This window comes from Paracoccus sp. (in: a-proteobacteria), from assembly GCF_035556475.1.
In the GTDB taxonomy this organism is placed as follows: Bacteria; Pseudomonadota; Alphaproteobacteria; order Rhodobacterales; family Rhodobacteraceae; genus Paracoccus.
Window position 1 is genome coordinate 12,167 of the sequence record NZ_DATMFA010000052.1, and the last position, 15,376, is coordinate 27,542.

At 66.9% G+C, this 15,376-nt stretch carries 11 protein-coding genes; 6 read left to right on the forward strand and 5 right to left on the reverse strand.

Annotated elements, in window-relative coordinates:
• Nucleotides 1-23 precede the first annotated feature (23 nt).
• The 4 genes from VNQ78_RS06815 to VNQ78_RS06830 form a co-directional block, all read right to left on the reverse strand.
• Nucleotides 24-1,331 (reverse strand): nucleotide sugar dehydrogenase, encoded by a 1,308-nt coding sequence (locus tag VNQ78_RS06815; protein ID WP_325687973.1) that lies wholly within the window; start codon nucleotides 1,329-1,331, stop codon nucleotides 24-26.
• A gap of 77 nt (nucleotides 1,332-1,408) precedes the next feature.
• Nucleotides 1,409-3,112, reverse strand: coding sequence for an adenylate/guanylate cyclase domain-containing protein (locus tag VNQ78_RS06820; RefSeq protein WP_325687976.1), 1,704 nt, complete (start codon nucleotides 3,110-3,112; stop codon nucleotides 1,409-1,411).
• A gap of 58 nt (nucleotides 3,113-3,170) precedes the next feature.
• Entirely contained in the window at nucleotides 3,171-3,665 is a 495-nt protein-coding gene (locus VNQ78_RS06825; protein WP_325687978.1) for a cyclic nucleotide-binding domain-containing protein, read from the reverse strand.
• Nucleotides 3,666-3,673: 8 nt separating this feature from the next.
• The gene (locus tag VNQ78_RS06830) at nucleotides 3,674-6,400 is read right to left on the reverse strand and encodes an ABC transporter transmembrane domain-containing protein (RefSeq protein ID WP_325687980.1); all 2,727 of its coding nucleotides are present in this window, start codon (nucleotides 6,398-6,400) and stop codon (nucleotides 3,674-3,676) included.
• Nucleotides 6,401-6,557: 157 nt separating this feature from the next.
• On the opposite strand from VNQ78_RS06830, the gene VNQ78_RS06835 reads away from it, so the two are divergent.
• Entirely contained in the window at nucleotides 6,558-7,628 is a 1,071-nt protein-coding gene (locus VNQ78_RS06835) for a glycosyltransferase family 4 protein (RefSeq protein ID WP_325687982.1), read from the forward strand.
• Nucleotides 7,625-8,383 carry a polysaccharide deacetylase family protein gene (locus VNQ78_RS06840; RefSeq protein ID WP_325687984.1) on the forward strand — a complete coding sequence of 253 codons (759 nt, stop codon included), beginning with the start codon at nucleotides 7,625-7,627 and terminating at the stop codon, nucleotides 8,381-8,383. Before VNQ78_RS06835 ends, VNQ78_RS06840 begins: the two co-directional genes overlap by 4 nt.
• Here the strand turns inward: VNQ78_RS06840 and VNQ78_RS06845 are convergent.
• The gene (locus VNQ78_RS06845; RefSeq protein WP_325687986.1) at nucleotides 8,340-9,305 is read right to left on the reverse strand and encodes a glycosyltransferase family 32 protein; all 966 of its coding nucleotides are present in this window, start codon (nucleotides 9,303-9,305) and stop codon (nucleotides 8,340-8,342) included. The genes VNQ78_RS06840 and VNQ78_RS06845 overlap by 44 nt on opposite strands.
• Here VNQ78_RS06845 and VNQ78_RS06850 point away from each other — a divergent pair.
• The 4 genes from VNQ78_RS06850 to VNQ78_RS06865 are packed head-to-tail and all read left to right on the forward strand — an operon-like array spanning nucleotide 9,304 to nucleotide 15,372.
• Complete coding sequence (locus VNQ78_RS06850; protein ID WP_325688104.1) at nucleotides 9,304-11,286, forward strand: ABC transporter ATP-binding protein; 1,983 nt, start codon at nucleotides 9,304-9,306, stop codon at nucleotides 11,284-11,286. The genes VNQ78_RS06845 and VNQ78_RS06850 overlap by 2 nt on opposite strands.
• A complete protein-coding gene (locus tag VNQ78_RS06855) occupies nucleotides 11,283-13,214 on the forward strand; it encodes an ABC transporter substrate-binding protein (RefSeq protein WP_325687988.1) in 1,932 nt (643 codons plus the stop codon). Before VNQ78_RS06850 ends, VNQ78_RS06855 begins: the two co-directional genes overlap by 4 nt.
• Nucleotides 13,211-14,209, forward strand: a complete 999-nt coding sequence (locus tag VNQ78_RS06860) for an ABC transporter permease (RefSeq protein WP_325687990.1) — start codon at nucleotides 13,211-13,213, stop codon at nucleotides 14,207-14,209. The genes VNQ78_RS06855 and VNQ78_RS06860 overlap by 4 nt, the downstream gene beginning before the upstream one ends.
• Nucleotides 14,206-15,372: an ABC transporter permease gene (locus VNQ78_RS06865; RefSeq protein ID WP_325687993.1), complete on the forward strand. Its 1,167-nt coding sequence runs from the start codon at nucleotides 14,206-14,208 to the stop codon at nucleotides 15,370-15,372. Before VNQ78_RS06860 ends, VNQ78_RS06865 begins: the two co-directional genes overlap by 4 nt.
• Nucleotides 15,373-15,376: the final 4 nt, after the last annotated feature.

The window sequence follows — 15,376 nt, forward strand, 5'->3', positions numbered from 1 at the left end:
GGCCGAGGCCGGCCGCGCGCCCTTCAGGCCGGAACGATATGCGGCGCGGGCTGGCTGCTGAAGCGCCCGCGCGCGTCGATGATCAGCCGGGCATTGTCGCGCAGCATCGCGTAATCCACATCGCTGTGATCGGTCAGGATCAGCACCGCGTCGTATGAGGCCACGCCCTCGGGCGTCAGTTCGACCGAGGCGAGGTCGAAGCTGTGCTCGCGCATGACCGGAAAGACCGGAACCTGACTGTCGCAATAGTCGATCTTGGCCCCCCAGTCGCGCAGGCGTTCCATCACCAGCACGGCGGGGCTTTCGCGCACGTCGTCCACGTCGCGCTTATAGGCGATGCCAAGGACCAGCAGCCGCGCCCGCGACATCACCAGCCCGCGCGCGTTCAGCGCCTGCAGGGTCTTGCCGACGACGTATTCCGGCATCGAGGCATTCACCTCGCCCGCGAGTTCGATGAAGCGGGTGTGGATGCCGTATTCGCGCGCCTTCCATGTCAGATAGAAGGGATCGACCGGGATGCAATGCCCGCCGATTCCAGGTCCGGGGTAGAAAGCCTTGAAACCGAAGGGTTTTGTCGCCGCGGCGTCGATCACCTCGAAAATATCGAGGCCCATGCGCTGCGCGACGATCTTCAACTCGTTCACCAGCCCGATATTCACCGCGCGATAGATGTTTTCGAGAAGCTTCACCATCTCGGCCGCGCGCGAGGAGCTGACCGGGACCACCGTGTCGATGAAGGCCGAGTAAAGCGCGACCCCGGCCGCCTGCGAGGCCGGGTCGTCCCCGCCCACCACCTTCGGGATCCGGCTGGTGTCGAAATCCGGGTTGCCGGGATCTTCGCGCTCGGGCGAATAGACAAGGAAGGCGTCCCGGCCGGGGACAAGGCCTGCTGCGTCCAGATAGGGGGCCAGCACCTCGGCCGTGGTGCCGGGCCATGTAGTGCTTTCCAGCGCGAGAAGTTGGCCAGGGCGCAGATGCGGGGCAAGCGAATCCATCGTTGAGATGACGAATTGCAGGTCCGGCTCGCGGTGCTTGTCGAGGGGCGTCGGCACGCAGATCAGCAAGGCATCGCATTCGCCGGCGCGGCTGTAATCGCAGGTCGCCTCGAAACCGCGCGCGCGCATGGCGCGGATCGCCTCGGGCGGGATGTGGCGGATCGGGCTTTGGCCGGAATGGAGCTGCTCGACCCGCTCGGGCAGGATGTCGAAGCCGAGGACCGGCAACCCGACCTCGCTGATGCGCATGGCAAGGGGGATGCCGACATATCCCAGCCCGACAATGCCGACTTTTGCCCTGCGGTCCCTGATCTTCTCAAGCAGTTCGTCCAGCATCGGGCATCCTTCGGCTTAGGGCTGCCACCGCCTAGCACGCGGCGGCGTGGCCTGTCACGCGGCCGCCTTGGCGCGGGTCACAAAAACCGGGCGCTTTCCTCGTCTTGCAGGGCATAGACGACCAGCCCGCTCTCGCGTCCGCGGATGCTGACCATCTGGCGCGTCAGATCGCCCCACGGCCGCTCCTGCGCCTTCATCACCACTTCCGAGGCGACGATGGGAACTTGCAAGTCCTTGGCGACCCCTTCGAGGCGGCTTGCGACATTGACGGTGTCGCCGATGGCGGTCTCGCTCAGGTCTCCCGCAAAGCCCATGGCCCCGATGATCGCGGAGCCGGCATGGATGCCGATCCCCACGTCGATGCTGAGGCCGAGATCCCTGACCAGTTCTGCATTGAGGACACCGATATTGCGCCGGATCATCGCGGCGGCGCGCAGCGCGGCGCGGCTGGCGCTGTCCATGTCGGTCTCGATCCCGAAGATCGCCATGGCGCCGTCGCCGATGAACTTGTCGACCTTGCCCCCATTCGCCGCGACGGCATTGCCGACCACGTCGAAATAGAGATTCAGCAGGAACACCACGTCATAGGGCAGATGCCGCTCGGTCAGCGAGGTGAAGCGGCGCAGGTCGCAGAAAAGCACCGCGACATCATGTTCGCGGGGCGGCATGGTCGCGCCCTCGATGGGCTGGCTGCGCGGCGGTTCGACCAGACGGGCGACGGTGACCGCGCCCAGCGGACGCAGCTGGCAGGCAAGGCGCACATCCGGCCCGGCTTGGATGCGCGAGAGCGTCGCGGCCTCGAGCGGCGAGGGCTCGGGCAGGGGGCCGTCGCTGGCCATGATCCGCACCCGGCAGGTCGAGCAGCGCCCGTTCCCGCCGCAGACCGAATAATGCGAGACGCCGTTGGACCAGCTCGCCTCGAGGATCGACATGCCGGGGCGGGCGCGGGCAACCTCGCCGCCCAGATAGCTGATCTCGATCTCGGCCGACCGGCCGAGCAGGGCGCGGATCTGGCGCAGGATCAGGACGAAGGCGACCAGAAGCACCCAGCCGGTGCGCAGCCCGGTCGAGATCATCGCGATCATCGTCGCGCCGGGCGAGGATCCCTCCATCGAGGGCATGGGCGGATGGACCGACATCATCTCTTGCGCGATCCGGGCGCGAACCTCGAACCCGGCGACGCCATAGCCGATGAGGGCCAGAACCGGCAGAAGGACGGCGGCCGAGATCAGCGCGGTTCGCATCCGCCAGAAGGCCGGGCTGGAACCGAGCGCACGGCCAAGGCCGAAACAGCCATGGAACCAGACGATCAGCAGCGCCACCGATTGCTGGACCGACATGATCGGGTTGTCGTGGAAATGTGCCGTCAAGACCAGCCGGTAGCTTGGCTCGATCCCCCGCATCGGCTCCTGCAGGCGCATCGCCAGCGCGTGGTCGATCAGCAGATAGGGGATCAGCAGGCCCAGGATCAGCAGCACCAGCTCTCCCAGCGGCATCTGGAGGGTGCGCCGGGAATAGAGCGTCCAGAGCGACAGCCCGGCATGGACGAGGCAGGAGCCATAGAAGAGAATGGTCCCCGGAATCGTGCGCCACGGCTCGGCCAGCCATGCCCGCGCCGCCTCGGCCAAGGGCAGCGAGGCGATGAGGAGCGAGTGGTTGATCAGGTGCATGATGACAAAGCACAGCATCACGCAGCCCGAGACCTGCCGCGCCAGCAGGAAGCCGTGGCTGCCGCGCCCGGAAAACGCGCTTGCGGATATGTCCTGGCCAGCGACGCTCATGCCGATGCCATCGGGGTTGCCGGTCCTTCGCCCGGAATTGCTGCGGGGAACATGCGCGTCACGCCCCGCCCGGCTTCCCCTGATCAGGCGGAGTGAAGCCTGCGGCGTTCTGCGCGCGGGCGGCGATCAGCTGCTCGGTCGTCCAGGCCAGGCGCTCGGCCAGAACCTGCATCATGCGCACGCAGACGCTGCTGTCCTCGCTGAGGATCTTCAGGAAATATTTCGGCTCGATCGCCAGCAGGTCCAGATCCTCGGCGGCGCGCAGCGTGGCGGTTCGCGGGCCGCCGCAGAGCAGGGCGATCTCGCCGATGATGCTGCCTTCGCCAAGTTCGGCGACCTTGATCGGCGGCCCCGGCTCGCCCGCCAGCACCTCGACCCGGCCGCGGATGATGATATAGGCGGTATCCGCGTCGTCGCCCTTGTGAAACAGCACTTCGCCCGCATCGAAGTGAATGCGATGCGAGGCGAAGGCGAGCTTCTTCAGCCGCCCTATCTCGATGCAGGAGAACAGCGGGGTCTGCCTCAGCGCGTTCACTTCGTCATTCAGCGCCATGTCGGGCCTCATGTGAATACCAGCGATCTGTCCGATTTCTGCGCCTCCTTCAGCTCGGAATAGCTGCCGTCGAATTCGACGCTGCCGCGATCGAAGATGATCACCCGTTCGAAGTGACCGGCCATCTGCGTGTTGGACAGCACCCAGATCACAGCGGGCTTTTCCTCGTGCCGTTGCAGAAGCTGCAGGGTCGTCTTCACGATAGCCTCGTGCTGGCGCTGGTCAACTACGGAAAGCGCCTTGTTGAGGACGTAGTATTCCGACTGCCGGATCAGCGCGCGGGCAAGGCTGAGGCGCTGGCGCTGCGCAAGGTTCAGCCGCCGCCCCGCGATGCCGATATCGACACCCATTCCCAGCTTGAGCACGTCCCCCGCCACCCCCGCCTGCCGCAGATAGGCGACGATGAGGTCATGCAGCTTGCGCTGAACCTCGGGGTTGTTGCGGGCAAGCTTGCCGAACAGGATGTTGTCCATGACCCGCGCCGAGTCGTTGTAGACATCCGCCTCGTAAGGGGTGATCCGCAGGCGCAGCCGCTCGGGCAGCTCCTTGATCAGTAGGGGGCGGATCTGGACGATCTTGTCGCTGAGTTCCGGGGTCATCAGTCCCAGCCGCATCTGGGATTCGTTATAGGCCATGCTGAGCGTCATGATCCTGAACCGGTCATCGGGATCGGCGTCGACAACGCCCCCGCGCCGGGTCCGGCCAAGAACCTGCCGCAATTCCGGTATGTCGCGCGGATGCAGGGACGGCATGCGCGCGAAAAGCGTCTCCTCCTCCTCCTCGCCATCGTCGCCGACCAGCTCGACGATGTTCTCGGCAATGTCATAACCCAGATCGAAAAGCTGGCTGCGCAGCCCGCTGCGGTCGGCGATCGTGCGCGCCGCCGCGCTGCGCAGGACTTCGGCGCCGACCTCGGGGGACTCGGTCTCGCCGAAGAGCAGGTTTTCCCCCACGCTGGCGCGGGTGTTATAGCGCGTGCTGTCGAAATGCTCGATCGGGATCTTGACCTTGCCGCGCTCCTGATCGTCGTTCAGGCGGCGGCGCAGCTGGACGATGACCGCTTTCAGATGCTCATGCTCGCCCGGTTTCAGGCGGGTGCGCAGGCCCATGCCCATCACGTCGGGCGCGAGCCCGGTCGCCTCCAGCGCCTCGACGATGGCGGCATCCAGATCGCGTGCGCCGTCCGGGCCGAGCGGGATCAACTCACGGTCGATCCAGTCCGCGTCCAGCGGATATTCGGCATTGCCCGAGGCGCGCGCCTCTTTCTGTTCCCAGCGTTTCTGCCGCGCGGCGGCGGCATCGGCGGGATCGGGAACGCGGTAGGGGGCGTGGCGCAGGCCATAGAGCAGGTTGTCATAAAGGCTGCCCTGAAAGAAATAGTCCTGCGCGGTGATATAGGTGATCCGCCGCCCGACCATGTATTCGGGCATCTCGTCGATCAGATGCCCGCCGACGGTCAGGCGCCCGCTGCTGGGCCAGACCGCGCGACCCATCGCGGCGGCAAGGACTTCGGCACCCGACCCGGTATCGTCGATCATCGCCACCGTCTCGCCCGGCGCGAAGGAGAGCGAGACGCGGTCGAGCAGCTTTTCGCCGCCATCCTCCTGCACGACCAGCCCCGAGGCGGTCAGCGGCGCGCCCAAGGCGCCGGCCTCCAAGCTCAGGCAATGCAGCTGCTCGTCGATCAGGACGGGGGCGCGGAACTGCTCGACCACCTGCTCGCATTTGACGCGCACGTCCTGGCGGGCCTGATCCCAGTCGATCAGCTCCTTCAGCGGGCCGGGCAGATCCTTGTAGGCGTTGATCACGGCGACGAGCTGGCCGACATCCAGCTCTCCCCTGATGGTGAGGAAGCCGCCGAAGGAATAGAAGATGAAGGGCGTGATCTGGGCGAGGAAGTTGTTCAGGAACTTGACCATGAACTTCCACTGATAGAGGTCGTAGCGGATCTTGAAGATCCGGCCCAGCCGGGCGCTGATATCGGCGCGCTCGTAATTCGTGGTGTCGAGGGCGTGGATGGTCGAGATCCCGTCCATCAGCTCGCCGATGCGGCCCGAAAGCTCGCGCGCGGTCAATTGGCGCTGGCGGCCAAGCTCGATCAGGCGGCGGCGCATCCGGGGAATGATCGCGACCTGAATGCCGGCGATGAAGCCCGCAACCGCGCCCAGCCACAGGTTCTGCACGCAGATGAAGATCATTGCCATCAACGCCTGCCCGGTCAGCATCACCGGCTGGACGAAGGCGTCGCCGGTAAAGCCGCCCAAGGGCTCGACCTCGTCCTTGATCATGCTGGCGGCCTCGGCCGGCTTGATGCGGCGGAACTGCTGGGGTGGAAAGCGCAGGATGCGGTCGACAAGCTGATAGCGCACGCGGCGCAGCAGCCGCTCGCCCATGCGGCCCTTGTAGGTGTTGATGTAGAACTTGAAGAGGCCGTTGATGATCACCAGCCCAAGGAAGGTCAGGCTCAGCGCCATCAGCATCTGCATGCGTTCGAGCGGCACCCCCTCGAACAGGACGACCTCGCCCAGCCAGGGCAGGTCCGGGGCGATGCGCATGAACAGCTGGGTGGCGCCCTCGGTCTCGAATCCATTGGCCTGAATCGGGCCGTTGACGATCTGCTTGGGCAGGTCGAAGGCGAGGTAATAGGGGATCATCGACACGACGACGACCAGCAGGATCCAGATCTGCGAGCTTCGCGTATAGGTCCATATGAACCGGGTGAGGCCTTGTTCCATCGCAAATTCCTGCCTGTCCCCATCCGGGTCCGCGAAATGCCGGACGGCGCAACGGGTTGTTCAGGATCGTTCGCAATTGCGTCTGCGGAATGCAAGTGCTTGTGTCGCATGGATCCTTCACCACGCCGCAGTTCCGCGTTTCCGATTGCCCGAGCCGATGAAAACCGCCTTCTACGCGCCACTCAAGCCGCCTGACCATCCGGTGCCCTCGGGCGACCGGACGATGGCGCGATTGCTGATGCGCGCGCTGGCGTTGGGTGGGCATGAGGTCGGGCTGGCCTCGTCGCTGCGGGTCTTTCTGAGCGCCCCGGATCGGGGAGGGCTGGCCGAGGCGCGGGCGGCGGCCAGCCTCGAGATCGAGCGCATCTCGGGCGAGTGGCGGCGCGACGGCGCGCCCGATCTGTGGCTTTGCTATCATCCCTATTACAAGTCGCCGGACCTGCTTGGCCCGGAACTCTGCCGGCGCTTCGGTCTGGCCTATGCGACGGTCGAGGCCTCGTGGTCGAGGCGGCGGGGTCACGGCGACTGGGGCGAGGCGCAGCGCGAGGTGGTCGCCGGGCTGGAACAGGCGGCGGTCAATATCTCGATGACGGCGCGCGACGCGCGGGGCCTTGCGGGGCTTGGCCTCCGTATCGCGCGGCTGTCCCCCTTCATCGACGCCGCCCCCTTTGCGGGCGGTGCCCGGCCGCAGCCGGGACATCTGGTGACGGCGGCGATGATGCGGCGGGGGGACAAGCTTTCCAGCTTCCTCGCGCTGGCCGAGGCGCTGGCGCTGGTGCCCGGCGACTGGCGCCTTTCCATCGCCGGAGACGGTCCCGCCCGCCCCGAGGTCGAAGCCGCCTTCGCGCCCCTTGGCCCGCGCGTGCGGTTTCTGGGGCAACTGGACCAACCCGCCCTCGCCGCGCTTTTCGCGACCGGGGCGATCTATCTCTGGCCCGGTCATGGCGAGGCTTACGGGCTTGCGGCGCTCGAGGCGCAGGCGGCGGGGCTGCCCGTGATCAGCGAGAACACCGCAGGCGTCCCCGAGGTGCTGCGGGACGGCGTGACCGGCCTGCTGACGCCCGAGCGCGAGGTGCCCGCCTATGCGGCGGCGGTTGCCGGTCTGCTGGCCGATCCGGCGCGGCGCGACGCCATGGCCCTTGCGGCACGAAGCTTTGCCGGGCAGGAGCGCAGCCTCGGGCGCGCGGCCGTGACGCTGGGCGCGATCCTTGACGAGGCGATGCGATGATCCAGACCTTCCGGCGCGCGCTTGCAGCGGCAAGCGATCAGGGCCGCGTCTTGCGCTTCTGGCTCCGCGACGATGACGCGACCCGGCCGGGGCCGCGGCTGGAGCGGCTGATGGCGCTTTGCCGGCGGCATGGCGTGCCACCCACCCTGGCGGTGGTGCCTGCGGGCCTCGATCCGGCGCTGGCCGGCCTGCTTCCGCCCGAAGGCAGGGTCGCGCTGCATGGCTGGTCGCATCAGAACCATGCCGGCCCGCGCGAGAAGAAGCAGGAGCTTGGCCCGCATCGCCCCGCCAGGCTGGTGCTGGACGAACTTGCGCAAGGCCGGGCGCTGCTGGCCGAGGTCTTTCCCGGCCGCGCGCTCGACCTGCTGGTGCCGCCTTGGAACCGCATCGCCCCGGAGGTGACGGAGGGCCTGCCGACGATCGGCATCCGGGCGCTTTCGGCCTATGGCAGGATCAGCGCGCGTTCGTTGCCGGTCCTGAACGCCGATATCGACCCGGTCGACTGGCGCGCGCGGCGGGGCCTGCGCGATCCGGCGCTGCTTTGGCAAAAGCTCACCCTCCGGGCCGAGGTGGACCGGCCCATCGGCATCCTGACCCATCACCTCGACCATGACGAGGCGGTGTGGGATTTCCTCGACCGGCTGATGGAGGTGACGGCGCATCCGAATTGCCGCTGGATCACCCCCGAGGAGATCCTGCCCGGCCTTCTGGCTACCAGCTTTTCCAGTCGATCAGCAGGCCGGGGGCGGACCTGAACCCTTCGAGTTCGGTGGCGTCGGCTCCGCGCGGCAGCCGGCCCGCCAGAATGTCATGCGCGGCGATCCCGACCGGCCCGAGCCGGGCGAAAAGCGTGAAGATCAACGGCCCCGTCACCCACCATGCCGGCGCGCGGGGCAGGGCGTTGAGCGCGTCGGGCAGGGTGCGCAGCAGCGCCGCAAGCGCCGGATGGTCCGGAGGCGTCGAGATCAGCGCATTGGTCAGCAGCACGGATCCGCGACCGGTGATGCGCGGTGTATCCTCGGCCAGCGCCGAAAGGCCCTGCGGGGGCAGGTAGGCGTCAAAGTCGCCTCCCCCCTGCGCGGGAAAGAAATCCGCGTCCAGATAGATGCCGCCTTTTGCCGCCAGCACCAGATAGCGCGCCACATCGACCGCGCCCGGCAGGTCGCCCGCCGCCAGCATCCGGCGGTAGGCGGGATGGTCCGTCGCGCCGATCGCCTCCAGCGCGGCCTCGTCCCAAAGCCGATGCTCGCGGCCATGCCGCCCGCACCAGTCCCGCCATGCGGAAAGCGAGGGCGGGGGCGGCAGGTGGCCGATCCAGATCTGGTGCAGGATGCGCGGCACGGGGCGGGTGGCCATGGTCGCGGCCTGACGCCGTTCCTCGGCCGTGAAGCTTGCCATGGGCAGCAGCGCATCCAGCGCCGGACCCTGCATCGCCTGCCAGCCCAGTTTCTCGACCTCGCGGCCCTCGGCCCGGGCGAGATGCAGGCGCGCCGCGTGAAGCCGCCTTGGCAGCCCGGCCAGCGTCAGGGGGCCCATGGGACCGGGCGCGCCCTCGCCGGGCGCGGCCGCCAGCAGGTCGGCTAGCGCATGCGCCTCCTCGAAGCGGCCCGCTTGCGTCAGCCCGGACAAGTCCTCCAGCCGCGCGTCGAACCAGTGCTTGTCCCTGCTTTCGGTCATGGGCGAGACGTCCCCTTCTCTCCGATCTTTCGGGCACTTGCGCACATGCTCTCAAGCGGCATGGACAGACCCCGGAGGCTTCACTAGCATCCCCCTCAAGGATTTACAGCCGAGAACGACCCGGCCCCAGATGACCCAAAGCCGCGATCTTCTGCGCATCGAGAACCTCAATATCGGGTTCCCCTATTACGGGGGACGAATTAATGCGGTGCGGGATGCCTCGCTGCGCATCCTGCCCGGCAAGGTCACGACGCTGGTGGGGCAGTCGGGTTCGGGAAAATCGGTGATCGGACGCGCCATCATGGGCCTGCATCCCAAGCAGGCCCAGATCGCCGGGCGCATCCTTTTCGATGATCCGCTGATCGCGGATGGCGGCGTCGTCGATCTGGCCCGGCTTCCACCGGACGGGCCAAGGATGCGGGCGATCCGCGGCAACCGCATCGGTATGATCTTTCAGGAACCGATGAGTTCCTTTTCCCCGGTCCATACGATCGGGAACCAGATCGACGAAGCTCTGCGCATCCATTCCGGCCTGAGCCGCAGCGAGCGTGCCGAGCGGGTCGAACAGATGCTGGCCGACGTGGGGTTCTCGGAACCCCGCAAGATCATGTCGCGCTATCCGTTCGAGCTTTCGGGGGGCATGCGCCAGCGCGCCATGGTGGCGATGGCGCTGATCTGCGATCCGGCGCTGCTGATCGCGGACGAGCCGACGACCGCGCTGGACGTGACCATTCAGGGCCAGCTTCTGCATCTTCTGCTGAGGTTGCAGGAGCAGCGGGGCATGGCGATCCTGCTGATCACCCATGATCTGGGCGTGGTCGCGAACCTCGCCGATGAGGTGGTGGTGATGTATCGCGGCGAAATCGTCGAATCCGGCCCGACCGGCCCGATCTTCAGGCGGCCGGGCCACCCCTATCTGCAGGCGCTGATGCAGGCGGTGCCGCATTTCGACATGGCCCCGGGCGAGCGGCTGCGCCCGCTGGTCCCGGTGCGGGTCGACAGTTCCTCGCTGGGGATGGCGAGGGCGCGGGGCGGCACCGGTCCGCTGCTCGAGGTCCGGGGCCTGACCAAGACCTTCATCCCGCGCGAGGGCGGGATGTTTCGCAAGCCCGTCCCGGTGCGCGTCGTCTCGGATGTGAGTTTTCGGATCGAGCGCGGCAGGACGCTGGGTCTGGTCGGCGAGTCTGGATCGGGCAAGACCACCGTGGGCAAGATGATCGTCCGCGCCATCACCCCCGATGCCGGAGCGGTCCGGCTGGACGGTCAGGACTTGCTGGCCGCGACGGGAGACGAGTTGATGGACCTGCGCGGCCGGGTGCAGATGGTGTTTCAGGATCCGGTTTCCTCCCTCTCGCCGCATATGACCGTGGGCAGCATCCTGAAGGAGCCGCTGGAGGTTCACCGCATCGGCGACCGCGCCAGCCGTCGCGCCCTTGCCGGCGACCTGATGCGTGCCGTGGGCCTGCCCGAGCGCGATCTGGCGCGCTATCCGCACAGTTTCTCGGGCGGGCAGCGCCAGCGGATCGGGATTGCGCGGGCGCTGGCGCTGGGACCAGAGCTGATCGTCTGCGACGAGGCGACCTCGGCGCTGGACGTCTCGGTGCAGGCGCAGGTTCTGAACCTGCTCAAGGATCTCCAGCGCGATCTGGGGCTGACCTACCTGTTCATTTCCCACAACCTCGCCGTGGTGAACTATATGTCGGACGATGTCGCGGTGATGCAGGCTGGCCGGATCGTCGAGATCGGGCCGCGCGACATCATCATGCAGGATCCGGCCCATCCCTATACCCGCGCGCTGCTGGCCGCGGTGCCCTATCCCGACCTCGACCGGCCGCTGGATTTCTCGGCGCTGGGGGCAAATTCCAAGCCCGCGCAATGGGCGCCCGCCTTTCAGGGACCGGCGCTTGAGCCGATCGACCTTGGCGGCGGCCACCGCGTCCTGGCCCGGCCCGGCGCCGATCACGCGGAGCTGCGGGCATGAAGGGGCTGTCCCGACGCGAGGCGCTGGCCCTTCTGGCCGCCGGGGCCGCGCTGCCCCAGGCCTTGCGCGCCGAGCCGCAGATCTTCAGCGGCGCCCCCTCGCTCGAGGCGCGGATGCTCAAGGGCGAGTTGCCGCCCGTGGGCCAGCGCCTGCCGCTGATCCCCCGTGTGATCCATCTGGAGGAGGAGGGGCGCGCGACGGGCCGGCATGGGGGGCGGCTGCGCATTCTGGTCGGCGGCGCGCGCGATGTCCGCTATGTCCCGGTCATCAGCTACTCGCGGTTGATCGGGTATGACCGGGATCTGGTGCTGCGTCCCGATATCCTCGAACGTTTCCATGTCGCGAACGAGAGCATCTTCACCTTCCGGCTGCGGCGGGGGCATCGCTGGTCCGACGGCTCGCCCCTCACGGCCGAGGATTTCCGCTTTGCCTGGGAGGATATCGCCCTTCATCCCGAAATGTCGCGCGGCGGCCCCCCGGTCGAGATGCGGGTCTATGACCGGCCGCCGATCTTCGAGGTGCTGGACGAATTCACCGTGCGCTATTCCTGGGACCGGCCGAACCCGGCTTTCCTGTCGCGCGTGGCCGCGCCGGTGCCGCCGCGGCTGGTCCTGCCCTCGGCCTATCTGCGCCAGTTCCATGCCGATTATCAGGAGGCCGACGAACTTGCCCGCCTTGTCGCGCGCGAGCGGGTCGATGACTGGGTGGCATTGATGCAGAAGATGTCGCGCCAGAACCGGCCCGAGAACCCGGACCTGCCGACGCTTGAGGCATGGGTGCCCCGCACCGTGCCCCCCGCCGAGCAGTTCGTGTTCGAGCGCAATCCCTATTTCCACCGCGTCGATCAGACCGGGCAGCAGCTTCCCTATGTCGACCGGCTGGAGCTGAACGTCAGTTCGGCCGACCTGATCCCGGCCAAGACCGGCGCAGGGGATTCGGATCTGCAGATGATCGGGCTCGATTTCAGCGATTACACCTATCTCAAGCAGGCCGAGCGTCGCTTTCCGATCCGCCTCGACCTGTGGACGCGCATCCAGGGGTCGCGCATGGCGCTGGTGCCGAACCTGAATTGCAGCGATCCGGGCTGGCGCGAGGCGCTGCGGGACGTGCGGGTCCGCCGCGCGATGTCCTTGGGCGTGGACCGGCACGAAATCAACATGGCCGTGTTCTTCGGCCTTGGCGTCGAGGGCGCGAATACCGTCCTGCCCCAAAGCCCGTTCTACAAGCCCGAGCTTGCGACGCTCTGGGCGACGCATGATCCCGATCAGGCCAACCGGTTGCTGGACGAGGCGGGCCTCGTGCGCGAGGGCAGGGGCTTGCGCCGCCTGCCGGACGGACGCCGGATGCAGGTGATCGTCGAGACGACGGGCGAAAGCACGCTCCAGACCGACCTTCTGCAACTGATCGACGGCCATTGGCGCGAGATCGGGATCCAGATCATCCCGCGCGTCAGCCAGCGCGACCTGTTCCGAAGCCGGGTCATGGCCGGGCTGGTGGTGATGGCCGCGTGGGAGGGGCTGGATAACGGCATTCCCAACGCCGACACGCCGCCGACCGAGTTCGCGCCCGTCACCGACGACCGGCTGCAATGGCCGCTCTGGGGTGTCCACCACCTCTCGGGCGGCACGGCGGGCGAGGCGCCCGATCTGCCCGCGGCCATGGAGTTGCTGGATCTCTACAAGCAGTGGATGCGAACCCCCGCGGTCTTCGGACGCGAGGAAATCTGGCGGCGGATCCTGACGCTTTGGGGTGAGCAGGTCTTTACCATCGGCACCGTCAACCAGACGCTGCAACCCGTGGTGCGCCATGCCGACCTGCGAAACGTGCCGAAAAAGGCGCTGTTCGGCTATGACCCGACCGCCTATCTGGGCATTTACATGCCTGATACCTTCTGGTTCGACAAAAGCGGCGGGGAGGGCAAGGCATGATCCGCTATCTGATCTGGCGCGTCGCAGTGATGGTGCCGACGCTGATCCTGATCTCGATGCTGGTTTTCGCCATCATCGAGCTGCCGCCCGGCGATTATTTCGAAAGCTATGTCCAGGAATTGCGCGCAATCGGCGAGACCGCCGACCTGCAGGAGATCGAGGACCTGAAGGCGCGCTACGGCTTCGACCAGCCGTTGCCGATCCGCTACCTGCATTGGGTGACGGGGATGCTGCACGGCGATTTCGGCTATTCCTTCGAATACCGGATGCCGGTGCATGAGGTCGTGCAGAGCCGGATGTGGCTGACCGTCCTCGTCTCGATGGCGACGATCATCGTCACCTGGCTCATCGCCTTTCCGATCGGCATCTATTCCGCGACCCACCAATATAGCTGGGGGGATTACGGCCTCACCTTCCTCGGGCTGCTGGGCATCGCCATCCCGAATTTCATGCTGGCGCTGGTGCTGATGTATTTCGCGAATGTCTGGTTCGGCGTCTCGATCGGGCATCTGATGGACCGCGAATATCTCGGCCAGCCGATGAGCTGGGAGAAGGCGCGCTCGATCCTGTCCCATCTCTGGATCCCGGTCCTGATCATCGCCACCGCTGGAACCGCCGGCATGGCGCGGCGTCTGAGGGCGAACCTGCTGGACGAGCTGGGCAAGCAATATGTCGTGACCGCGCGCGCCAAGGGGCTGCACCCGTTCCGCGTTCTGACCAAATATCCGCTACGCATGGCGCTGAACTTCTTCATTGCCGATATCGGTTCGATCCTGCCCGCCATCGTCTCGGGGGCCGAGATCACGGCGATCGTCCTTTCGCTCGAGACCACCGGCCCGCTGCTGATCCGGGCGCTGCAATCGCAGGACATGTATCTGGCGGGGTCGTTCCTGATGTTTCTGGCCTTCCTGACGGTGATCGGTGTCCTGATCTCGGATATCGCGCTGGCGATCCTTGATCCCCGGATCCGGCTGGCCGGAGGGGCAACCAAGTGATCCCGCTTCCCCCGCCCGGCGCGCCCCTGCCGCACAGCGTCTCGGAGGCGCCCTTCGATCCCGTCGCGGATCAGGAGGCCGATGGCGGCAAGCTGGCCGGGGCGTCACAATTGCGGGTGACATGGTGGAAGTTCCGCCGCCATCGCCTCGCGCTCTGGTCGGCAGTTTTCCTGACCCTCGTTTATCTGACCGCGACCTTTGCCGAGTTCCTGGCGCCCTATGACCTGCACAGCCGCGACACGGCCAACATCTTTGCGCCGCCCCAGCGCGTCCATCTGTTCCACGAGGGCGAGCTGGTCGGCCCCTTCGTCTATGGCCGCACCATGACGCTCGACATGGAAAACCTGCGCCGGGTCTATACCGAGGACCGCTCGGCGCCGATGAAGCTGCGGTTCTTCTGCCAGGGCGACGGATACATGTTCATGGGGATGGTTCCGGGGAACCGCCATTTGTTCTGCCCGCCGGAGGGCGGGACGGTCTTTCTGCTGGGCACCGACCGGCTGGGACGGGACATCCTGTCCCGGATCATCCACGGCGCGCGCATATCGCTGACCATCGGCATTCTGGGCGTCACGATGAGCTTCGTTCTCGGGATCGTCCTTGGCGGGCTGGCCGGATATTACGGCGGCTGGATCGACGCGGTGGTCCAGCGCATGATCGAGGTGCTGCAATCCATCCCGTCGATTCCGCTCTGGATGGCGCTGGCCGCGATCATGCCGGTGACATGGAGTCCGCTGCTGGTCTATGCCGGGATCACCATCATCCTCGGGATGCTGGACTGGACCGGGCTGGCCCGCGCCGTCCGATCGAAGCTGCTGGCCCTGCGCGAGGAGGATTATGTCCAGGCCGCGCAGATCCTCGGCGCCAGTCCGGGGCGGATCATCGGCCGCCATCTGGTGCCGGGCTTCATGTCGCATCTGGTCGCCTCGGCGACGCTGACCATTCCGGGGATGATCCTGGGCGAGACGGCGCTGAGCTTTCTCGGCCTCGGGCTTCGTCCGCCGGTGACAAGCTGGGGCATCCTTCTGACCGAGGCGCGCAGCGTCAATACGCTGGCGCTTTATCCCTGGCTGCTGTTCCCCGTCATTCCAGTGATGCTTGTAATCCTCGCCTTCAACTTTTTGGGCGACGGCCTCCGCGACGCCGCCGATCCCCTGAGATAAGAGA